General features: G+C 64.5%; 15 protein-coding genes. 6 read left to right on the plus strand and 9 right to left on the minus strand.

Annotated features, from left to right (window positions below; genetic code table 11):
• The 6 genes from CSQ87_RS09820 to CSQ87_RS09845 all read right to left on the minus strand — a co-directional run.
• The coding region (locus tag CSQ87_RS09820) for a dihydrodipicolinate synthase family protein (protein WP_100513702.1) at nucleotides 1-830 on the minus strand (830 nt) is incomplete at its 3' end.
• Nucleotides 831-1,067: 237 nt separating this feature from the next.
• The gene (locus CSQ87_RS09825; protein ID WP_100513703.1) at nucleotides 1,068-2,381 is read right to left on the minus strand and encodes an MFS transporter; all 1,314 of its coding nucleotides are present in this window, start codon (nucleotides 2,379-2,381) and stop codon (nucleotides 1,068-1,070) included.
• 162 nt (nucleotides 2,382-2,543) lie between these two features.
• The gene (locus CSQ87_RS09830; RefSeq protein WP_100513704.1) at nucleotides 2,544-3,476 is read right to left on the minus strand and encodes an amidohydrolase family protein; all 933 of its coding nucleotides are present in this window, start codon (nucleotides 3,474-3,476) and stop codon (nucleotides 2,544-2,546) included.
• Nucleotides 3,477-3,485: 9 nt separating this feature from the next.
• Nucleotides 3,486-4,433 carry an aldo/keto reductase gene (locus tag CSQ87_RS09835; protein ID WP_100513705.1) on the minus strand — a complete coding sequence of 316 codons (948 nt, stop codon included), beginning with the start codon at nucleotides 4,431-4,433 and terminating at the stop codon, nucleotides 3,486-3,488.
• A 148-nt stretch (nucleotides 4,434-4,581) separates the two neighbouring features.
• Nucleotides 4,582-5,706: a mandelate racemase/muconate lactonizing enzyme family protein gene (locus tag CSQ87_RS09840; RefSeq protein WP_100513706.1), complete on the minus strand. Its 1,125-nt coding sequence runs from the start codon at nucleotides 5,704-5,706 to the stop codon at nucleotides 4,582-4,584.
• Between the two features lie 68 nt (nucleotides 5,707-5,774).
• On the minus strand, nucleotides 5,775-7,982 hold the full coding sequence (locus CSQ87_RS09845) for a right-handed parallel beta-helix repeat-containing protein (protein ID WP_100513707.1): 2,208 nt from the start codon (nucleotides 7,980-7,982) through the stop codon (nucleotides 5,775-5,777).
• Nucleotides 7,983-8,662: 680 nt separating this feature from the next.
• Between CSQ87_RS09845 and deoC the strand changes: the two genes are divergently transcribed.
• The 3 genes from deoC to rbsD all read left to right on the plus strand — a co-directional run bounded on the left by deoC (nucleotide 8,663) and on the right by rbsD (nucleotide 11,301).
• Complete coding sequence (gene deoC, locus CSQ87_RS09850; protein ID WP_100513708.1) at nucleotides 8,663-9,361, plus strand: deoxyribose-phosphate aldolase; 699 nt, start codon at nucleotides 8,663-8,665, stop codon at nucleotides 9,359-9,361.
• A 247-nt stretch (nucleotides 9,362-9,608) separates the two neighbouring features.
• A complete protein-coding gene (locus tag CSQ87_RS09855) occupies nucleotides 9,609-10,535 on the plus strand; it encodes a ribokinase (RefSeq protein WP_100513709.1) in 927 nt (308 codons plus the stop codon).
• Nucleotides 10,536-10,794: 259 nt separating this feature from the next.
• The gene (rbsD, locus tag CSQ87_RS09860) at nucleotides 10,795-11,301 is read left to right on the plus strand and encodes a D-ribose pyranase (protein ID WP_100513710.1); all 507 of its coding nucleotides are present in this window, start codon (nucleotides 10,795-10,797) and stop codon (nucleotides 11,299-11,301) included.
• A 435-nt stretch (nucleotides 11,302-11,736) separates the two neighbouring features.
• Here the strand turns inward: rbsD and CSQ87_RS09865 are convergent, their stop codons facing one another.
• Nucleotides 11,737-12,804: a LacI family DNA-binding transcriptional regulator gene (locus CSQ87_RS09865; RefSeq protein ID WP_100513711.1), complete on the minus strand. Its 1,068-nt coding sequence runs from the start codon at nucleotides 12,802-12,804 to the stop codon at nucleotides 11,737-11,739.
• Nucleotides 12,805-13,340: 536 nt separating this feature from the next.
• On the opposite strand from CSQ87_RS09865, the gene adhP reads away from it, so the two are divergent.
• Nucleotides 13,341-14,354 (plus strand): alcohol dehydrogenase AdhP, encoded by a 1,014-nt coding sequence (gene adhP / locus CSQ87_RS09870; RefSeq protein ID WP_100513712.1) that lies wholly within the window; start codon nucleotides 13,341-13,343, stop codon nucleotides 14,352-14,354.
• 359 nt (nucleotides 14,355-14,713) lie between these two features.
• Here adhP and CSQ87_RS09875 read toward each other — a convergent pair whose 3' ends face one another.
• Together CSQ87_RS09875 and CSQ87_RS09880 are read right to left on the minus strand one after the other, a co-directional pair.
• Nucleotides 14,714-17,086: a glycoside hydrolase family 3 N-terminal domain-containing protein gene (locus CSQ87_RS09875; protein WP_100513713.1), complete on the minus strand. Its 2,373-nt coding sequence runs from the start codon at nucleotides 17,084-17,086 to the stop codon at nucleotides 14,714-14,716.
• 154 nt (nucleotides 17,087-17,240) lie between these two features.
• A complete protein-coding gene (locus CSQ87_RS09880) occupies nucleotides 17,241-19,493 on the minus strand; it encodes an exo-alpha-(1->6)-L-arabinopyranosidase (protein WP_100513714.1) in 2,253 nt (750 codons plus the stop codon).
• A gap of 691 nt (nucleotides 19,494-20,184) precedes the next feature.
• On the opposite strand from CSQ87_RS09880, the gene CSQ87_RS09885 reads away from it, so the two are divergent.
• Together CSQ87_RS09885 and cdd are read left to right on the plus strand one after the other, a co-directional pair.
• Complete coding sequence (locus tag CSQ87_RS09885; RefSeq protein ID WP_243388913.1) at nucleotides 20,185-20,748, plus strand: TetR/AcrR family transcriptional regulator; 564 nt, start codon at nucleotides 20,185-20,187, stop codon at nucleotides 20,746-20,748.
• Nucleotides 20,749-20,958: 210 nt separating this feature from the next.
• Nucleotides 20,959-21,408 (plus strand): cytidine deaminase, encoded by a 450-nt coding sequence (cdd, locus tag CSQ87_RS09890; protein ID WP_100513715.1) that lies wholly within the window; start codon nucleotides 20,959-20,961, stop codon nucleotides 21,406-21,408.
• Nucleotides 21,409-21,462: the final 54 nt, after the last annotated feature.

Raw genomic sequence — 21,462 nt, forward strand, 5'->3', positions numbered from 1 at the left:
TCGCGGATCAGCGTGCTGATCGGCAGACCCTTGGCCTTCACGGCACCCTTGATCGCGGCGATGAACAGATCGGCGCAGCCGTACACGGCCTCCAGATGGCTGACCCGCTTCGCGGCCTCGATCGCCGTGGCGTAGTCGCCGGTCTGGTAGGCGTGGTGCAGCTTGACGTACGTTTCCGGCTCCACGTTGGTCAGTCCGCAGATCACGCCGGCGCCGCCGGAGACTCGGTTGACGAGGTAGTACTCGTCGTATCCGGAGAGCACGGCGAAATCGGGGTTCACCTCGTGGACCGCGCGGATCACCTTGCGGGTGTGGCTGATCGTGTCGACCGTGTCCTTGATGCCGACGATGTTCGCGTGCTTGGCGGCCAGTCGGGCCACCAGCGCCGGGTTGAGATCGCTGCCGGTGCGGTCGGGGAAGTTGTAGAGGATCACGGGCAGGTCGGTGGCCTCGGCGACCGCGTCGAAGTAACGCTCGGCGGCCCCGTCGCTCGGTCCGAAGTAGTACGGGCTTACGGCGACCAGTGCGTTCACGCCGACCTGCTCGCAGTACTTCGAGAATTCGATCACCTTGCTCAGGTTGGTGTCGCCGACGCCGACCAGCACGTCCATGCGGCCGGCCACGCGCTTCACCGCGAATTCGACGGCCTGCTTCTTCACCTCCAGCGGGTAGGCGAAGAACTCGCCGATGCTGCCGAACAGCAGCACGCCGTTGAGCCCGGATTCGGCCAGATGATCGAGGTGCTGGCCCCACAGTTCCAGATCGAGCGTGCCATCGTCGTGGGTGATGGTGATCGACGGGCAGTACACGCCTTCGAATCGTGCCGTCATGATGAAAATCTCCTTTTGTACGTTGTCGTCATCGACCGGATTATCGTCGTTGACCGGATCATTGCCCAGTCTGTCACGAAAACCGGCGAAATCATGGAAATCGGCAGACCGGGAGTCGAAACCACCGGCCTGCCGAATAGCAACCAATCAGAGGAAGCGTTGGGATTGCGGTCCGAACCCCAGCCAACTCCCGGCCGGGCCCGGACCATGCGATGCTCCTTCGTCTTCCCGGTGGCCTTACTTGACCTTCTTGATCGGCAGGATCAGGAAGGAGCTGGCGAGCACCAGGATGATGGCGGTGATGAACACCGAGCCGTAGGAGGCGAAGATGCTGATCAGGACGGCGACCAGCGGCTGCACCAGCATCTGCGGGAGGTTGGTGGCGATGGTGAGCACGCCCATGTCCTTGCCGGCGTTCTCGCCGTTGTCCGGGAGCACCTGGGTCATCAGGGCCATGTCGATGGACATGTAGCAGCCGTAGCCGATGCCGAGCACGCCGGCCATGATGAGCATGGAGGTTTCGGTGCGCATGAACAGCGGGAACACGTAGGAGACGGCCATGATGATGGAGGAGATGAACACGAACGGCTTGCGGGCCTGGAACTTGTCGGAGAGGTAGCCGCAGACCACGGAGGAGATGATCAGGGCGAACAGCTGGATGGTGGACATCACGCCGACGATGGTGTTGGAGGAGGCGTCGTCAAGACCGATGTAGTAGCGCAGGATGTACAGCTGGTAGGCGACCACGCCCTGGTAGCCGAGGTACATGACGAAGCGGGCGATGAAGGCCCAGCCGAAGTCCGGGTTCTTCTTCGGGGAGACCCAGAAGCCCTTGAAGAATTCCTTCCAGTTGAAGGGCTCGACGTCCATCTGCTTGGTGTTCGGCTCACGGTTGAGCAGGCAGAAGATGAGGCAGACCACGAAGATGCCGATACCGAAGAACAGGTAGCCGCCGGAGAGGGTGTGGTTGGCGAACCAGCCTGCGGCGATGATGCCGAGCGTACCGCCACCGGTCTGGGCTGCGCCGATGTAGCCGGAGGCGACGCCTCGATTCTCCTCGGGAACGCGGTCGGCGAGGATGGTGGCCAGCGGGCCGTTCATGATGTTCAGCGTGACGGAGGCGATCACCCAGCAGATGCCGATGCCGATCATGGAGCTCTGCGGAGCCAGCATACAGATCGCGAAGCCGCCGATGAACGAACCGGCGAGGATGTACGGGGTTCGCATGCCCATCTTGGAGCGGGTACGGTCGGAGAATGCGCCGGTGAGCGGCTGCACGAACACCGTGATGAACGAGGAGACCGTCATGATGGATGCGAGCGCGATGGTGTTCTGCGCCGCGTCACCCTGGACGACGTTGGCGACCTGGTTCGGCAGGAAGATCGAGATGACGGCGTTGTACAGTGCGAGCAGGAACAGGAAGTTGCCGGACAGGGTCCAGATCAGTCGCCAGTACAGGCCCTTGCCGAGCTTGTAGACCGGCTTGCCCTTCTCGTTGACGCTGACTTCCTTCTGCGGGGCTCCACCGCCCTGGGGGTTTGCTGCGGACATGGATATTCTCCTTTGAATATGTGTTCTCTGATTTTTTGCTGATTGGGGTCGGGGCCGCTCCCGCCGACGCTGGCGGAAGCGGTCGTTGTCGGATGATCGTCGGGGTTGCCGACGGGGTCATGGTCCGTAAGATCACGGTCCGTACGATTACGGACCGCAAGGTCACAGTCCGTAGATGCGGATCGCGTTGTCGGCGAAGATCTTCTTCACCGCGGCCGGACCGGACTGCCTGGCGGTGGCGTACACCACTTCCACCCAGTCGCGGTATTCGGCGTTGACGAACTTGACGATCGGCCAGTCGCCACTGAACAGCACGCGGTCCTCGCCGAACGTGGCGAGTGCGGTTTCGAGGTACGGGCGGATCCGCTCCTCGCTCCACTTGCCGTCGGCCACTTCGGCGAGCAGTCCGGAGAGCTTGCAGTAGACTCCGGGGATCTCGGCGAGCTGTTTCATGCTGGCGGCCCAGTCCTCGAACGGGTAGTCGGGGATGCGGGGTTTGCCGGCGTGGTCGAGGACGATCGTGGTGTCGGCGCCGCGGTCGCGCAGTTCGTGCAGGGCCTTGATGACGTTCGGCAGCTGGAATCCGCGGCCGCAGATGTCGGCGGACAGTCCGTGGCGGCCGAGCAGTTCGAGGCCCTTGAGGTAGCCGGGCTGCAGGACGTAGTCCTCGGGCTCGTTCTGGGTGCTGCGGCGCACGCCCTTGACGAACGGGTCGGCTTCCAGCTTGGCCAGCGTCTCCTCGACGGCGTCGCCGTCTTCCAGAGCCGCGTAGGCGACCATGCCGAGGAAGGGGTATTCGTCGCGGAAGCCCTTGATCCAGGCGATCTCGTCGAAGTTCTCGGACGGGTCGGCGTCGGCCTGCACCTGCACGAGTCCCTTGACGCGGAACGGCACCGAGGTTTCGGTGGTTTCGATCTCGTGGCGGAGACGGTCGGGCAGCATCGGCGCGTTGAGGTCGCCGCACTCGGCCAGCCAGTCGTAGGTCAGCCGGGTGGTGTCCCAGAAGTGGACGTGGCCGTCCACGATTTCGATCGGCTCGCCTTCGCCGGGCGAACAGATCGCCGTCGCGGGCGAGACTGTGGTCTGATCGGTCATGATGTCCTCTCAGTCCTCGTCGGCCTTCGGGGGCTTGAGGCCTTCCCAGCTCACGTTGAGCCAGTCGGCGAACATCTCCTCGATCTGCTTGAGCAGTTCGGGATCGGGCTGGATGCCGATCTCGGCGACGTTGCGCAGCACGTTCTGCGGCTTGCTGCATCCGACCACGGTGGTGGAGATGCCGCTGTCGGCCGGGTTGTTCACGGAGAACTCCATGGCCACGCGCTCGATGGTGGTGCCGGCGTCGCGGCACAGCTGGGCCACTTCCTGGGCGCGCTGCAGGAACGCGGGGTCGGCGGGATGCCAGTCCGGCGCTCCCTTGGCGGTGAGGGCGCCCATGGAGAGCGGGGAGTCGCTGAACACGCCGATGCCCTTTTCGGCCAGTCGCTTGGCCACGGGCAGCAGGCTGCGGTTCTGCAGATCGTAGTTGCAGTAGGTCATCATGGTGTCGAGCTTCTCCTCGACGGCGACCTTCTCCAGCAGGTCGAGGTCGTAGCCGGTGACGCCGATGAAGCCGATCATGCCCTGCTCCTTGTAGTCGCGCAGGACGGGCAGTGCCTCGTCGATCACCTGGTGGATGTCGCCCCATTCGATGTCGTGACACTCGACCACGTCGATGTAGTCGAGGCCGAGGCGCTCCATGCTCTCCGGGATGCTGCGCTTGATGCGCTCGGTGGAGAAGTCCCACTTGCCGGGCTCGTAGCGGCCGCACTTGGTGGTGATGATGTAGGAGGAACGGTCGATGCCCTTGAGGCCGACGCCGATGTTCTTCTCGGACTGGGTACGGCCGTACCACGGCGAGGTGTCGATGAGGTTCATGCCGTTTTCGAAGGCCACCTGGATGGTCTCGTTGACGAGATCCTGATTGACTTCGCCGTATTCGCCGCCGAGCGGGGCGCCGCCAACGCTGAGGATCGGGACTTCGAGACCGGTGTTGCCGAGCTTCCTGGTTTCCATGTGAGTAACTCCTTTGTTATGTGATGGTGTCTGTGATCGGTTTTCGGTTGTTCGGTTGTTGGGATGGGTATTGGGGACTGATCGGCTGATCGGATCGACTGGCTGATCGAATCGGCCGACCGGGTGACTGGCTGATCGGGCTGATCGGTCAGAGGCGGAATCCGGCGTTGGCCGGGCGGACGTGCGGTCCGGCGGCGATCGTCCAGGTGCCGGCGCGGCGTTCCTCGGCGATGGCCTGCTCGTCGACGCTGTAGCCGAGACCGGGCTCGTCGCCGAGCACGATGCCGCCGTCTTCGATGGTCTGGTCGCTGGTGATGCCGATCGGCGGGGTGAGCGCCTGGATCTCGATGATCATGTGGTTCGGCATGGAGGCGGCGGCCGCGGCCACCGGGTTCGCGTTGTATCCGACCGGGCTGTACGGCAGATGGTTGGCGAACGCGTAGTTGGCCACTCGCAGGGCGTGGGTGATGCCCCAGCAGCTGCCGGTCTGCACCACGTCGACGGCCTTGGCGTCGATGAGCGGCTTGAACTGTTCCAGACCTGTCAGGTTCTCGCCGGACGCGACCGGGGTATCCACGTGCTCGCGCACATGACGCAGACCGTCGGCGTCCCAGCGGCGGGCCGGCTCCTCGATCCACGCGAGGTCGATCTCGCGTTCGATGCGCTTGAGTCGGCGGACGGCCTGCACGCTGCTCCACGACTCGTTGACGTCGAAGAAGATCTCGGCCTTCTGTCCCCGGCCGAAGACCTCCTCGGCGAGGTGGAGCCTGCGCAGGTCGGCGTCCATGTCGGCCCCGCCCTTGACCTTCACGGCGTGGAATCCGCGGTCGGCCCACTCGCCCCACAGGGCGGGCAGATCGGCTTCGGGGACCGGGCCGTCGAGGCAGGAGGCGTATCCGGGGACGAACCGGTCGCGAGCGCCGAGCGTGCGCCACAGCGGTTCGCCGGCGATCTTGGCCTTGAGATCCCACAGGGCCATGTCGAGCACGCCGATCGCGCCGAACACCTCGCCCGCGTGGCCGCTCTTGAACACCTGGCCGAGCATTCGGTCGTACAGTGCGGTCACGGCGCGGGGATCCTCGCCTTCGACGGCGGGGAACACGCGTTCGATGCCGTTGTGCCCGCCGAGGCCGATGCCCTCGATGCCCTCGTCAGTCTCGACGATGAGGATCGGCACTTCGGTGACGCCGGATTCGATGGATCCGTTGACGTCGCCGATGGGGTGGCCCCAGTTGTGCACGGTGTGGATGGACCGGTATCCCGTGATCTTCATGATTGCCTGCCTTTGGTTGATGCCTTGGTTGCTGTTGGTTGCTGTTGGTTGCTGTTGCTGTGGTGCGTCTATCGCTGGTCGATCGGGCGCGGACCCTGCGTGCCGGAGAAGACCGGGGCGATGCCCTGCGCCTTCCATGCGGACTCGTCGTGCAGGGTGACCGATCCGTCGGCGTTGAAGGAGACCTGCGGATCGGCGACGACCGAATGCACGTCGTTGCCCTTGGCCGCCCAAGCCTCGCCCTGATCGGCGGTGCGGGTCCAGTGTTCGGAGCCGTCGGCGTCCTTGGCGAGGGTGCCGTCCGCGGCGATCATGGCGTGTTCGCCGTCGGTCTCGTCCCAGATCATGTTGGCGTCCGACAGCAGGTTGATGCCCGCCACGCTTGCCGATCCGGGGCTGCCCGCGAAGGCCGGGGTGCCGTCGCCGACGATCACGTTGTGCATGACCACGGCCGCGGTGTGGTCCTCCGGCACGGCCAGGGACATCTGTCCGGTGCCGCCGTGGGCCAGCAGATTGCCGGTGACGATGTTGTTCAGGCCGGTCTTGATGTGCAGGCACTCACTGGAGACGTGGTGGATCACGTTGCCGCTGAACTCGATTCCCGAGGTGGCCGGGTCGACGAGGATGCCCCAGCCGCCGAACTGCGCGGCCCGGACGTCGTGGATCAGGTTGTTCCTCACCACGGTTCCCGGGGAGACGCCGAGCGTATAGATCGCGCCGAACCAGTCGAGCTTCGGGCCGCCGAGATGGTGGATGTGGTTGCCCTCGATGCGGTTGAACGTGCTGTGGTTCTCGCCATAGTCCCAGCGCCAGCCGCAGGCGATGGCGCTCGAGTGGAAGCGGCTGATCTCGTTGTGGGCCACCGTGTTGTGCGAACCGTGGCGCATGAGCACGGCCACGGCGTGCGGGTAGACCTTGCCGCCGTCGCTGATCGTGCAGTCGCTGATTTCGTTGCAGGTGTTGAAGCCGGGGTCGCGCGGGTTCGGGTCGCCGCCGCAGGCCAGGGCGCCGGCACCGAGGTCGCGCATCGTGCAGCCGGAGATCAGCGTGCCGCGGACGCCGCGGTCGAGGCGGATGGCGTAGCCGGCGACGTGTTCGACCGAGCAGCCGGTGAAGGTGCAGTCCTCGGCGAAGGTGAGGCCGATGCAGCCGGGGACGGTGGAGGCGGCCTGCGGATCGGAGGCGTACAGCACGTCGGGGTCGAGCACCGGATCCTCGCGCATCTGGAACGGCGGGCGTGCGGCCGGGGCCTGGGACCAGTCGGCGTAGGCGAAGGCCACGTTGTCGAAGTGGATGTCGTGGGCGATGGCGTCGGGGCCGGCGGTTGCGGTCGCGGCGGTGGCGGTTGCGGATGCGGGTGCGGCGTCGGGTGCGCTGCCGGTGATGGTGACGAGCTGGCCGACGCGAGGGATCACGGCGGTGAAGTCGTCGATGACGTCGTCGGCTCCCGGCGCGTACAGCACCACGCTGCGGCCGTAGCCGTTGGGATGGAAGTCGGTGGCGAGCTGGCCGTCGCGGTCGAGCAGCCACTCGTGCTCGTGCTTGCCGAGCTCCTCGGCCACGCCGTCGAGGTAGAAGCGGGCCATGGCGTCGCCGTCGCCATCCTTGAGGCACAGCATGGTCTGGTAGTCGGAGGTGATCTCACCGCTGGCGGCATCGATGTGCTTGATCGGCAGACGCTCCTCGATCCAGAAGTGCGGGATCACGGCCTCCATGCCGGGCCAAGCCTTGATGCGGCCCAGTTCCTCGGCGTATTCGGAGGCGGAGGCGTCGAAGGTGAAGGCGCTGGCGCCGCTGAACAGGGTGGAGTTGAGATCGGCGTTGACGTCGAGGCCCTTCTGGGAGGCGACGCGCAGGTAGCCGTCGTGGGGAAGACGGGGGCGGGGTACGCGTTCGCCGTTGACGTACAGCGTGCGGCCGGCCGAAGGGCTGACCTCGGCCACCCAGACGGGATTGCCGTCGATGGAGTCCTCATGCCAGTCGCTGATGGTTTCGCCACCGGTGACGCGGACGGATTCGGGTGCGGCGCCGGTGTCGCCGGTGTCGCCAGACCAGGCGGCGAAGGTGATGCCGCTGTCGGCCGCGGTGAGCTCCAGCGTGTGCTCGAGTTCGTAGTCGCCGCCGTGCATCCACACGGTGACGGGTTGGGTGCGCACGCGCAGTCTGCGGACGATGGCGAGGGCCGCGTCCAGCGTGCGGGTCGGATAGTCCTTGCTGCCGTCGCCGTACGGGGAGCCCGCCGGGCTGACATGCACCTCAAGTCGATAGGAACCCATCTCGAACCTCCCTGGCGTTCGGAAAAACTACGTTGTCACGATTGTTGTTGGCGGTATGCTTATGGACGGCCGCGCGAACACGGCTTGCTGAGTGAACTTCGGAGAGTGGTTCGAATCCGAATCGACGTCAGAGTCGATTTCAATTCGTTTTCGGTTCTCCAAGATTCTTCTTCTGCTTCATCGTTGAACCATCGGTGACTTTTATTAAACCGTTATTTTTCCGGAATGTCAAACCACCGACACGCCATGGTGTTTTCGGGGTGATACCGGACGGACGGCCTGAAGGACAATGCCACAAAACACCGGTGATTCCGTTTCGGAGAATATTGCAGAGCTGATACCGAAATCCGCTCTGCTTCAAAGGCTGAAGCGCTGGGAGCGGGCGAAGACGCCAAATATCGACCAGGCCTGTTTTGTGGTGCTCTCTCTCCTAAGACCTTTCCACAGTGCCGCACTCGCCCCGCATCGCTCCGGGCGCTCCCCTGCCTCCGCGGCGATATCACCATTATTCGGTTCGGCGTGTCGGAAGTTTGACATTCTCCGACGATCGGGTTTAAATGATAGTACCGTTTGGTTCAACGATGAAGCAAAACAGGAATCATCAAGAACTTAACCGAGCTCCTCAGAGCTCTCCTGAAGACCTATCAAAAAATCAACCAACTATCAGGAAAGAAGAAACCATGATTGATTTCAACGACAAGAAGCAGATCGCCAAGGCGATCCAGTACACCAACGTCAACCCGAACCTCACCCGCGAGCAGGTCATCAAGCACGTCGAGACCTGCGCCGAGTACGGGTTCGACGCCGCGATGATCGCCCCCTGCTACTGTGATCTGGCCGCCGAGATCCTCAAGGGCACCGACGTGTCCGTGGCCACCACCCTGAACTTCCCGCAGGCCAACGACACCCTGCCGATGAAGATCGCCGCCCTGCGCGAGCTGGCCAAGACCGGCGCCCAGGAGTTCGACTTCCCGCCGAACCCCGGCCTGCTGATCGGCGGCGAGGTCGACAAGTACGCCGAGGAGCTCAACACCATCGTGCGCATCGCCCACGAGGAGGGCCTGCGCTGCAAGGCCATGCTCGAGTTCGGCTTCCTGACCGACGACCTGAAGAAGAAGGCCTCCGAGATCGCCGTGGCCTCCGGCATCGACTGGATCAAGAACTCCTCCGGCTGGGGCGTGGGCGGCTGCGCCGCGACCGTGGACGACGTGAAGATCCTGGCCGCCGCGGCCAACGACGTCACCCGCGTCAAGGTCTCCGGCAAGGTCAACTCCCTGGAGAAGATGAAGGCCCTGTTCGAGGCCGGCGCCGAGCTCGTGGGCACCAGCTCCGCCACCCAGATCGTGGACGGCCTGGTCGGCGACGAAAACGCCTACTAAATCTTCCCCTTCCTTGTTCTCAATCTCCTCTTCTCTCTGACGGGTCCCCCGCACCTTCGCGGGGGACCTGATTCATCTGTATCGATCCTCATCGATCGCCATATCCGCAACCGTTCGTCCGTACCGCCCGCACCTCCCCGTATCGCGCCGTGCCGTCCGACGTTCGTGCGCATTGATTCCGGGCACCATCCGTGCCCGCATTCATCCTTTCGTTTTTTCATTTTCATCAGCAAAGGAGCTGATCCTCATGAAACTCGGCATCATCGGCTCGTACGCCAAGGCATTGGTGATGACGGCCGACCGCATCCCCCAGCCCGGCGAGACCCTCATCGGCCGCGACTACCGCGAGACCTACGGCGGCAAGGGCAGCGACATGGCCGTCCAGGCCGCCCGCCTCGACGCCGACGTCACCTACGTGGGCGTGGTCGGCGACGACAACTTCGGCCATGAGTTCCAGCGTCTGCTCGCCGACGAGGGCATCGCCACCGACGGCGTGCGCGTCACCGACACCCAGCCCACCGGCGTGGGCCTGATCGTCAAGGACAAGGACGCCCGCAACGTCATCGTCGTCGACATGGGCGCCAACGGCGAGTTCTCACCCGCCGACATCGACGCGAACCTCGACTCCCTCGCCGGCTGCGACGTGGCCCTCGCCCAGCTTGAGATCCCGCTCGACACCGCCCTGCACGCCATGAAGCGCTGCAAGGAGAAGGGCGTGACCACCGTGCTCAACCCCGCGCCCGCCGTGCCGCTGACCGACGTGGACCTGTCCGACGTGGACATCATCACCCCGAACGAGACCGAGGCGCGCGTGTGCGTCGGTCTCGCCCCCGACGATCCGATCGGCAACGAGGAGATCGCCGCGATGCTCATGGACCGCGGCGCGGGTGCCGTGGTGATGACCCTCGGCGACAAGGGCGCGGGCGTGTTCACCCGCGACGCCTCGGTCGAGGTGCCGCCCTTCAGCGTGGACGTGGTCGACTCCAACGGCGCGGGCGACAGCTTCAACGCCGGCCTGTGCGTCGCGCTCGGCGAGCAGAACGGGGACGGCGACCTGGCCGCCGCGGCCCGGTTCGCCTCGGCCGTGGGCGCCTTGTGCTGCACCGAATGGGAGACTATCCCCTCGTACCACAACCGCAAACAGGTCGACGACTTCCTCGCCCATAAGGACTGATCGGCAGAGACGCCCGGTCTCAGTCCTTCATCCGTCACGATCTCGATGTTTCACGTCTATCGGCGATGATGTTTCACGTGAAACATCGAGTGTTTCACACACCGTTTCCCATGGTGTTCCACGGCATTCACACTGACGCATACCGCTGCGCACCACCATCGCACATCCGTTGCACGCCACCCGGCCTACGGTCATACCGGCCGTACCAGTAATCACATTCATGGCCAATCGGCCAATCACATTCACGAAGGAGTGAATCATGCAGCCCAACAAGATCCTCAACGCCAAGCTCGCCGGAGCCCTCGCCACCCTGGGACACACCGACGTCGTGCTCGTCACCGACGCGGGCTTCCCGATCCCCAAGGACGCCAACATCGTCGACCTCGGCCTGACCGCCGGCACGGTCGACGTGCTCGAGATCCTGCGCGTCCTGCGCCAGCACATGTTCGTCGAGGAGGTGCGCTTCGCCCCCGAGGTCAAGACCGAGTACCCCGCGCTCTACAAGGACGTGCAGGAAATCTACACCGGCTCGGGCGCCGAGTTCATCCCCGCGCCCCACGAGGAGCTCATCGCCGAGTGGGCGCCCAAGGCCAAGGTCGTGATCCGCTCCGGCTCCCTGACCGCGTGGGCGAACTTCGCGCTGGTCGCCTCGACCGACCCGTACGCCTGGTTCCGCGACGACGAACCCGTCGAGCCCCTGCCGCTGTACAAGGAGCGCCGCCGCCGCATCGAGACCAACGAAGTCCCCGACTTCAAAACCGTCTGACGCGGATACCCCGATCTTCGGGCGATCGCACTCCCTTCCTTCCTTCTTCCCGGTCGCCTGATACCAGAAAGCCCTTCCGATTCCTCCCCGGAAGGGCTTTCTCTATGCCCGATCCCGTTCCCCGAACGACCGCTTGTCACCTCATCCGACCGACTTTGTCGGCCACCTTCCCCTCAAGGGGAAGGCTGCAGGAAGCTGCCCAATCGGCTTCCCCTTGAGGGGAAGCTGGCAGCCGCAAGGCTGACTGATGAGGTGAGGATAAAGCAATCAGGGTCGATGACCATCTCACGCATGGCAGAACCATAGGCCGCCAGAACCAAGGCAAGACCAAAGTTCACCAGCCACACCAGGCTATACGTCTCAATTGTCAGGCGGTGACCGCAGCGAGGCATGCAGTTCCGCCGCTGAACCACAGCAAGCTCTAAGTCCTAATCGTCAGGCCTTGACGGTGGAGCCGCGCTCGACGAGGCGGAAGCCGGTGGTGTAGAGGCCGGGCTTTTCCTTGTCACCGGCGATACGCCGCAGCAGGCAGTCCACGGACATCTGCGCGTACTGCCAGGCGAACGGATCGATCGTGGTGAGCGAGGGCGTGCAGTGGCCGGAATCGCGGGTGTTATCGAAGCCGATCATCTGCATCTCATCCGGCACCGAGATGTGCCGCAGCTTCAGCACCGACATCGCCCCGAGCGCGATGATGTCGTTGGCGCAGAACACGCCGTCCACCTTCACGCCGCGGTCCAGCAGCGCCTCCATCGCCCCTTCGCCGGATTCGCGGTCCATGAAGTCGCAGGGCACGACCAGATCCCAGTCGAGATCAATGCCCTTCTCCCGCAGAGCCCGGATGTATCCGCGGAAGCGCAGGCTCATGTTGCCCTCATGCTTCACCAGCATTTCCTCCAGCTTGGCCTTGTCGGCCACGCCCTTCTTGCCGAACAGGTCCGGCGGCGTACCGAGGAACGCCACGCGCTTACAGCCGTGGTCCAGCAGCCAGGTCGTCGCGTATTCAGCGCCGTCGGCGTCGGGCATGGACACGGAATCCGCCTGCGCGAACGCCGGGAAATCGCCGGTGAGCACCACCGGATACGACTGCCGCAGCACCGATCCGCGCTTCTTCAGCGGGCGGTCGGTGAGGAAGATCCACCCGTCCGCGTTGACGTGGTAGGTTTCGTCGATCAGACCATCGAGACCTTCGTCCATGTTGCCGTAGGTGCTGATCACCACGCCGTAGCCCTTGCTGCGCGCATAGCTGGAGACCTCGTCGCAGAACAGGCCGAAGAATGGATTAGTGAACCCGGGAACGGCGAGGCCGAGCAGTTTGGTGGCTCCGGATCGCAGGGCCTGCGCCGACTTGTTGATGCGATACCCCAGTCGGTTGATGACCTCCTCGACCCGCTCGCGGGTCTCGTCGCTCATACGGCCGGTGCGGTTGATGACATTCGACACCGTCTTGGTCGACACCCCCGCCTCCGCGGCGACGTCGGCGATCGTCACACTCTTCACCATGGCTCTGCCCTCTCGATCATTTGCATGGGGGGGGGGGACGATAATTACGGCATCCACCCTTCGATTACCCACATTGTATTCACCGTCCTGTTCTGAAACGTTCGATCGTGGTCGTTTCGATCGTGGTCATGTCGATCGTGGTCGTTTCGGGCACGTCCGGCACAGCGCCTTGACACCACGACCCGAACCATGCCTCGGAGCCCGACGCGACATACGCCGAGCCGACGGATTGACAACGCCGTTTCGACAGGCTAGATTGTTTACTACGGTTTGGTTCAACGATGAAGCACAGCAAGAACCATCTACGAACCAGATTACACCATGTATCCACGGAGTCAAAACCCGACGTCAGTTCGGGGACGCGGCCGAGGAACGGACATTGTGGCCCATTCCGAAACCCCCGACTTCGCCCGATCCATACCGGCTGCTCCACCCGGAGCCGCCGACCGACAACCATAACCAACCCAACATCATCACCCCAACCCCGACACTACACCCAACGACAACCACCATCACCGAACAAAGGAGTTTCACCCATGAAGGCGATCGTTGCAACCCCGGACAAGAAGGCCGCCATCGTAGAGAAGGAGCTGCGCCCGCTCGGCTACGGCGAGGCGCGACTCGAAATGGAATGCTGCGGCGTATGCCACACCGATATGCATGTGAAGGATCAGGACTTCGGCGACGTCTCCGGCGTCACCCTCGGCCATGAGGGCATCGGCCGCGTGGTCGAGGTCGGCGAAGGCGTCACCTCGCTCAAGGTGGGCGACCGCGCCAGCGTGGCATGGTTCTTCGAGGGCTGCGGACACTGCGAGTACTGCATCACCGGCCGCGAGACCCTGTGTCGCACCGTGAAGAACGCCGGATTCTCCGTCGACGGCGCCATGGCCCAGCAGTGCATCGTCACCGCCGACTACGCGGTGAAGGTTCCCGAAGGCCTGCCCTCCGACGCCGCCAGCAGCATCACCTGCGCCGGCGTGACCACCTACTCCGCGGTCAAGGCCTCCGGCATCAAGCCGGGTGAGTGGCTGCTGGTCATCGGCCTCGGCGGTCTGGGCAATCTGGCGCTGCAGTATGCCAAGAATGTGTTCGGCGCGAAGGTGATCGCCGCCGATGTGAACGATCGTCAGCTGGAGTTCGCCAAGGAGCTCGGCGCGGATCTGGTGGTGAATCCGGCCGAAACCGATCTGGGCGAGTTCGCGGCCGAGCAGGTGGGAGGCGTTCACGCCGCGGTGGTGACCGCCGTGGCCGCTGCCGCCTACAACAACGCGGCCAAGGCCCTGCGCGCGGGCGGACGCCTCACCGCGGTCGCCGTGCCCGAAGGCACGCTGAACCTCGACATCCCCAGCACCGTGCTCAACGGCATTCAGGTGACCGGCTCCCTCGTCGGCACCCGCAAGGATCTGGCCGAGGCGTTCCAGTTCGGTCTTGAGGGCAAGGTCGTGCCGCGCTGCCAGATGCGTCGCCCGGAGGAGATCAACGACATCTTCGACGAGATGAACGACGGCAAGATCCGCGGCCGCATGGTGCTCGACCTCACGAAGTTCTAAGTCGCGCCAGGCGCTCCGGTTGCGCTAGCTCTAGGCCGAGTTCAGTCACCGCCCCGACCTATCTCCATTCCTTGGGGCGGATTTGGCCGCTTGCAGACACCTATCTGTATTCTGAGGGTCTTTTTTCGCCGGCATTCCATGTATAAGCCTTGAAATCACAACGGCCGTACTTCAAGTATCGGTCGCCAACAGCCCCAAAGAATGGAGATAGGTGTCCGCAGACCCCCAAAAAGTGCCCCAAGAACGGAGATAGGTCAAAAAAAACGGGGCTCCGGTCCGGGAACATGCTCGCATTCCCCGAACCGGAGCCCCGTTTTTCGCTCGCCGGTTACTTCACGGTGAATACCGCTACTTCACACCTACTTCACGGTAAACACGGCGCGCTTGAGATCCTCTCGACGCGACGAGTGACCGATCAGCAGCTCGAATTCGCCGGGCTCCACGATGCGATTCACCTCGGCGTCCACGATCGTGCATGCCGACACCGGAATCTCGATCTCGACGCGCTTGGTCTCCCCCGGCGCGATCTCCACTCGCTTGAACGCCTTGAGCTCGCGATCGGTCCAGCTCACCGAAGTGACGATGTCGCCGATGTACGCCTGCACCACTTCCACGCCGGCGCGTTCGCCGGTGTTCGTCACCGGCACGGTGGCACGCACCACGTCGTCGGCGGAGAACGGCGCATCGCCGCCCTCGATTTCGATGTCGCCGTATTCGAAGGTGGTGTAGCCCAGACCCTCACCGAACGCGAATGCCGGATCCTGCGTCAGATCGGCGTACCGGTTGCCATGCTGGCCACGGATCTGGTTGTAGTACATCGGCAGCTGGCCGGCGTGACGCGGGAAGGTGATCGGCAGACGGCCGCTCGGCTCGGTGACGCCGAGGATGATCTCGGCGATCGCCTGGCCACCCTTCATGCCCGGGCTCGGAGCCCACAGCAGCGCGTCGGCGGCGGGGAACGAATCCTCGCGCTTGATCACGCCGTTCACGGCCCGCTCCCCCAGCACGCAGTCCGGCAGTACCTGCGGCTTGGAGCTCATCAGCACCACGACCAGCGGCTTGCCGGTTTCGGCGGCCACGTTCGCCAATGCCTCGAGCAGCGCGTTCTGGCCACCGAGCAGTTCCAGCGTTCCGGTGGAGCAGGTCTCGCCGATCAGCTGGATCACGTCGCCGACCACGGCCACGACGAGATCGGATTCGCGGGCGGCGGCCACGGCCTCGTCAAGCAGGGCCTGATCGACCGGAGCCGGCACACCGACCTTCGGACGCGGCTGGCCGTCCGGGTAGGTCTCGCCTTCCGGATCGGGCACAAGGTCCACGATGTTCGCGCCGCGGGAGTAGGTAACCTCCCAATCGGCGGGAGCCAGCTCGCGGAAGCCGTCGAGCACGGTGGTGATCGTCTCGCGCGGATGACCGTCCGGCATCCAGTTCACCTGACCGGAGTTGCCGGCCCAATCGCCGAGCTGGGTCTGCGCGTCATCGGCCAGCGGTCCGATCACGGCGATCTTCTTCGCGGAAGCCGAAGCCCCGGCGGCACCGCCCGCGGCCGGGATCTCGAACGGCAGGGCGCCGTCGTTGCGCAGCAGCGCCACGGATTCGCGGGTGAGGTCGAGGTTCACCTGCGCGTGCTCGGCCGAACCGATCACGGCCTTGATGCGCTCGGGGTCGGGCAGACGCGGATCCTCGAACAGGCCGAGGCGGAACTTCAGCGCCAGAATGCGGGAGACGGCCTCGTCGAGCAGCGACTCCTCGAGCAGACCGGTCTTCACCGCTTCGATCGCGCCCTCGTAGAACTGCGGAGTGGTCATGACCAGATCGTTGCCGGCCTTCACCGCGGCCGCGGCGGCGTGCACGTAGTCGGGCTGCACCTTCTGCTCCCACACGGAACGGCCGACGTTGTCCCAGTCGGTGATCAGCGTGCCGTTGTAGCCCCAGGCGCCGCGCAGCATGTCGGACAGCAGCCACTTGTTGAACGTCACCGGCACGCCTTCGATGGATTCGTAGCCGAGCATGAACGTGCCGCAGCCTTCCTTGGCCACGCGCTCAAACGGCTGGAGGAACCAGCTCGCCAGCTTGCGGTGGGAGAGGTCGGCCTCGGAGGCGTCGCGGCCTCCCTGGGTTTCGGAGTAACCGGCGAAGTGCTTGGCGGTGGCGAGGATCGCGTCCTTGCCCAGCGGCTCGCCCGCCTTGGCCCCGCCCTGATATCCCTTGACCATCGCGGAGGCCATCTCGCCGATCAGATGCTGATCCTCGCCGAACGTTTCGCCGACGCGACCCCAGCGGGTGTCGCGGGCGATGCACAGCACCGGAGAGAACGTCCAATGCACGCCGGTGGTAGAGACCTCCTCGGCGGTGGCGCGAGCCGCGGCCTCGACCTTGTCGGCATCCCAGGAGACGGCCATGCCGAGCTGTTCGGGGAAGATCGTGGCTCCCGGCCAGAACGAGTAGCCGTGGATGCAGTCGTCGCCGATCACCAGCGGGATGCCGAGGCGGGTCTTGGTGTTCACGGTTTCGACCGCGCGGGGCAGATCGTCGGGGCTGGTGTGCAGGATCGAGCCGACGTGCTTGTCGACGATCAGCTCGTCGAGGTTGCCCATGCGGGCGTCGAGCTGCATCATCTGTCCGACCTTCTCCTCCAGCGTCATGCGGGAGAGCAGATCGGCGATACGCTCGTCGACCGGCAGATCGGGGTTCTTGTAGGGCAGATCATTGGTGGTTGCGGTATCAGCCATGGCGTTGCCTTCCTCATTGAATGCCGCCGGCGGTCATCGCCGGTCGACAGGCTTCTATCTACCTTCTATTAGATAATATCACTGAAACAAAACCCCGCCCCATGATCCGGGTGTCGTGAGGCGGGGTTTTCGGGGACCCGACGGAGGTCGGGCATCAGACCTCGGCCACGGCCTTGCCGTATTCGTCGAGCAGGAAGGCGGTGACGGCCTTGCCGGGCTCGCCGAGCAGCGTGGTGAGGCTGTTGATCGGCATGGAGTCGAGGAACATGTTCATCATGTCGTTGTCGGGCAGCTGCGGCAGTTCGCCGGCCGCGCCCTTGGCCTTCATCTGCTCGACGATGCCGGAACCGATCTCGTCGGACTTCCACTCGGCGAAGGTGCTCCACTCGTCCAGCGGCATTGCCTTGCCGTCACCGTCCAGCTCGACGGTGACCGTGGCCGCGATGTCGCGGGAGCTGGTGCCGACCTCGATGCCGTATTCGCCGGCCTCGACGTGCCAGTCGTTGAACTTCTCGGACCAGTAGGCGAAGGCGCGCTCGTCGAGGTCGATGGTCACGGTCTTCGATTCGCCGGCGGTCAGGAAGACCTTCGCGAAGCCCTTGAGCTCGTGGACCGGCCGGGCCACGTCGGCCTTGCCGGGCGCGACGTACACCTGCACGACCTCGGCGCCGTCCACGTCGGAGGTGTTGGTCACCGTGGCGGTCACGGACGCGGTGTTCGCGCCGGTCTTGCCGACGGTCACGTCGGAGATCGCGAAGCTGGCGTAGGAGAGGCCGAAGCCGAACGGGTAGTCCACGGCCTTGCCGTAGGTGTCGTAGTAGCGGTAGCCGACGAACACGCCCTCGCCGTAGTCCACATGGCCTTCCTCACCGGGCCAGTTGAGCATGCTCGGATCGTCCAGGATGTTCAGCGGAATGGACTGGGCCAGTTTGCCGGAGGGGCTCACCTCGCCGAAGATCACGTCGGCCAGCGCCGGGCCGCCGGCCTGACCGAGCAGCCAGGATTCCAGAATGCCCTTGGCGTTCTCGGCCCACGGCGCCACGGAGACGACCGAACCGTTCGACAGCACCACGACCACGTTCGTGTTCTCGGCGGCCACGGCCTTGAGCAGGTCGATCTGCTTGGCGGGCATGTCGATGTTCTCGCGGTCGAAGCCCTCGGATTCCGCGGCCTCGGGCAGACCGAGGAACATCAGCACCACGTCGGCGCCCTTGGCGGCCTCCACGGCCTCGGCGGTCAGCGCCGGATCCTGATCCTCGAGATCGAGGGTGAATCCGGGGGCGAACGTGGCGTCGATGCCGCGGGCGGCGAGCGTGTCGAGGAAGCCGGTCATCTTGGTGGGGGTGATGTGCGAGGAGCCGCCGCCCTGATAACGCGGGGTGCGGGCGAACTCGCCGATCACGGCGACCTTGGCGTCGTGGGCCAGCGGCAGGACGGCGTCGTCGTTCTTGAGCAGCACCATGGATTCGATGGCGGCCTGATGGGCGACCTCGTCGTGGGCGTCGACGTCGAAACGGTAGCCGTCGATGCTCATGGCGGCGCGGGTCTTGTCGATCAGGTCGATCATGCCCTGGGCCATGCGGTCGAGCTGCTCGGGGGCGATGCGGCCGTCTCGGGCGGCGTAGACGATCTTGTCGTCGGTGAAGCTCGGCGGCATTTCGAGGTTCAGGCCGGCGTTCAGCGAGGCGACGCGGTCGTGCGCGGCACCCCAGTCGCTCATCACGATGCCCTGATAGCCCCATTCGCCACGCAGCACGTCGGTGAGCAGCCAGTGGTTCTGGGAGGAGTGCACGCCGTTGATCCGGTTGTACGAGCACATGATCGTCCACGGCTGGGCCTTCTTGACGATGTATTCGAAGGCCGGGAAGTAGATCTCCCGCAGGGCGCGCTGGGGGACGCGGGCGTCCACGCGCAGTCGGTCGGTCTCCTGATTGTTCACGGCGAAGTGCTTGAGGGAGGTGCCCACGCCCTTGGACTGGACGCCTTCGACCAGTCCGGCCGCCTCATGGCCGGCCAGCAGCGGGTCCTCGGACCAGTATTCGAAGCAGCGGCCGCCGAGCGGATTGCGCTTGATGTTCACGCCGGGTCCGAGGATGACGGCGACCTTCTCCTGAATGCATTCCTCGGCCATGGCCTCGCCCACCTTGTGGGTGAGTTCGGGGTTCCAGGAGCTGGAGAGGCCCGCGGCGGGCGGGAAGCAGGTGGCGGGAACGGAGTCGTTGAGATCGGTGGAGCCGGTGTCGACGGCGAGGGACTTACGCAGTCCGTGGGGGCCGTCGGTGATCATGTAGCCGGGGATGCCCTTGGACTCGACGCCCTGCAGATGCCAGGCGTCGCCGCCCGAGGTCAGGCTGGCCTTCTCTTCCAGCGTGAGATCGTTGACGGAGGGGTAGGTGTTCTCGCTCATGCTGTCCTCGTTTTCTGCGCGGCCGTGTCCGCGCGTCTGCCGGTGCCGTACCGGTCGATGATGCCGGTCAGCGCCGTCCTTGTTGGGGCTGTTCCTTAGGGCTGTGCGTCTGCGGTCATCGTCGGCTGCAATGCCTTGATGACGGACCTTCCGATCAGCCGGATCTCATCTCTGACACCCTATACCAACCGGTCGGTTGGCTCTAATCTACCATGCATTCGATGGCGACACGCTACCAAGGGGGCTTTGAAGGATATCTGGACCGACCATTCTGACCGGTCCGACCAATCCGGCCCGCCCCAGTCCGACCGACCCGACCGACCAACCTGATCTTCCCGCTCATCCCCTTGTCGCGGTCTTTATCCCGTCCCCTTTTCCTCCCCACCCGAATTTTCCGAAAGCGACGGTTACCAACCGAAAGGTATGGCTACAATAGTGGGGTTATTTTTTGCATTTCGCATCCGGTCTGCGGACCGAAGGCAAATGGAATGAAAGGCACGCGAAACCCATCATGGCAGCGAACAGGCACACCGCCGACAAGACCACTCGTTCCGGCCGCACCTCCCCCGCCGCAGGCCGCGCCACCGGCCGCACTGCAGAACGCGGCACGGGCCGCTCCGCAGGTCACAGCCGCAAGGCCACCGTCTCGGCCGCCTCGGCCGTTTCCGCTTCGGAAGCCCCCGAAGAGCAGATCGACCGCCGCACGCGAATCCTCAACGCGGCCGTCGAGCACTTCGGCACGCTCGGCTACTACGGCACGTCGCTGCAGAAGATCGCCACCAGCGTCGGGCTCACCAAGGCCGGCGTGCTGCATTACGTCGGCAGCAAGGAGGGGCTGCTGCGTCTGGTGCTCACCGAAATGTACGATCAGGAGACCAACGAGCTGCTACGCGAATGCGCCAACCAGCCGCGGCCTCTGATCGCCGCGATGTTCCGCGCGAACGTGGCGATCAACGCCAAGCGCCCGAACCTCGTGCACATGTTCTCCACGCTGAGCGCCGAGGCCCTCGACCCGAATCACCCCGCCCACGACTACTTCGCCCAGCGCGAGCGCGACGGCGTGGAGCAGGCCATGAAGGTGAACTGGGCGGTGCCGGAGGGCATTGATCCGGCCGAGGTGATGCTGGCCGGATTCAGCATGATGGACGGCGTGCAGCTGCGCTGGCTGCGCAAGCCCGGTCAGGATTTCCAGACCATGTGGGCGCAGTGCGAGGACGTGTTGTTCCCGATGCCGCTGTGGGAGGGGTATCGCTGAGTGGATGACGGTTTTTAGTTCACTCTTTTCGAGCCTAGAAAAAGAGTGAACTGAAAATCCGCTCATACTCATAGCAATGGCGCTCAACCTATCCGCATATCGCCAAAATCAATTCACTCTTTGAGGAGAGGCGCAAAGAGTGAACTCGACGGGCCATGACGCTGCTACAATTTCCTTTGGTAAAGCGTTAAACCAATGCGAAGGAGCATCATGACCAGCACCGAAGAACTCATCACCAAGGCCATCGAAGCGCGCGAGCGCTCCTACTCCCCCTACTCCCACTTCTGCGTGGGCGCCGCACTGGAGGCCACCGACGGCACGGTGTACACCGGCTGCAACATCGAGAACATGGGTTTCGCCCCCACCATCTGCGCCGAACGCACCGCCTGCGCCAAGGCCGTTTCCGAAGGCCATCACGAATTCACCCGCATCGTGGTGGTGGGCTCAGCCAAGGGCCCGCTGACCGCCTACTGTTCGCCGTGTGGCATGTGCCGTGAGTTCCTGTGCGAGTTCTGCGAGCGCGACTTCCAGATCATCCTCGCCAAGAGCCCCACCGAGTACAAGACCTACACGCTCGACGAGCTGTACCCCCTCACCGAGAAGCCCGTCTTCGACGGCGCCGACGACCCCTTCAAGGGTGCCTTCGGCGGCAAGGAGTAGTCGGCAACACAGTACAGGGGCGTGCGACGTCACCTCGATCGGACATCGCACGCC

The organism is Bifidobacterium simiarum, from assembly GCF_002802905.1.
In the GTDB taxonomy this organism is placed as follows: domain Bacteria; phylum Actinomycetota; class Actinomycetes; order Actinomycetales; family Bifidobacteriaceae; genus Galliscardovia; species Galliscardovia simiarum.

What these genes read in the sequence shown, in the direction of transcription:
- CSQ87_RS09825 (WP_100513703.1), bottom strand. Translation starts at nt 2,381, where the DNA reads ATGTCCGCAGCAAACCCCCAGGGCGGTGGAGCCCCGCAGAAGGAAGTC.
- CSQ87_RS09830 (WP_100513704.1), bottom strand. Translation starts at nt 3,476, where the DNA reads ATGACCGATCAGACCACAGTCTCGCCCGCGACGGCGATCTGTTCGCCC.
- CSQ87_RS09835 (WP_100513705.1), bottom strand. Translation starts at nt 4,433, where the DNA reads ATGGAAACCAGGAAGCTCGGCAACACCGGTCTCGAAGTCCCGATCCTC.
- CSQ87_RS09840 (WP_100513706.1), bottom strand. Translation starts at nt 5,706, where the DNA reads ATGAAGATCACGGGATACCGGTCCATCCACACCGTGCACAACTGGGGC.
- CSQ87_RS09845 (WP_100513707.1), bottom strand. Translation starts at nt 7,982, where the DNA reads ATGGGTTCCTATCGACTTGAGGTGCATGTCAGCCCGGCGGGCTCCCCG.
- deoC (WP_100513708.1), top strand. Translation starts at nt 8,663, where the DNA reads ATGATTGATTTCAACGACAAGAAGCAGATCGCCAAGGCGATCCAGTAC.
- CSQ87_RS09855 (WP_100513709.1), top strand. Translation starts at nt 9,609, where the DNA reads ATGAAACTCGGCATCATCGGCTCGTACGCCAAGGCATTGGTGATGACG.
- rbsD (WP_100513710.1), top strand. Translation starts at nt 10,795, where the DNA reads ATGCAGCCCAACAAGATCCTCAACGCCAAGCTCGCCGGAGCCCTCGCC.
- CSQ87_RS09865 (WP_100513711.1), bottom strand. Translation starts at nt 12,804, where the DNA reads ATGGTGAAGAGTGTGACGATCGCCGACGTCGCCGCGGAGGCGGGGGTG.
- adhP (WP_100513712.1), top strand. Translation starts at nt 13,341, where the DNA reads ATGAAGGCGATCGTTGCAACCCCGGACAAGAAGGCCGCCATCGTAGAG.
- CSQ87_RS09875 (WP_100513713.1), bottom strand. Translation starts at nt 17,086, where the DNA reads ATGGCTGATACCGCAACCACCAATGATCTGCCCTACAAGAACCCCGAT.
- CSQ87_RS09880 (WP_100513714.1), bottom strand. Translation starts at nt 19,493, where the DNA reads ATGAGCGAGAACACCTACCCCTCCGTCAACGATCTCACGCTGGAAGAG.
- cdd (WP_100513715.1), top strand. Translation starts at nt 20,959, where the DNA reads ATGACCAGCACCGAAGAACTCATCACCAAGGCCATCGAAGCGCGCGAG.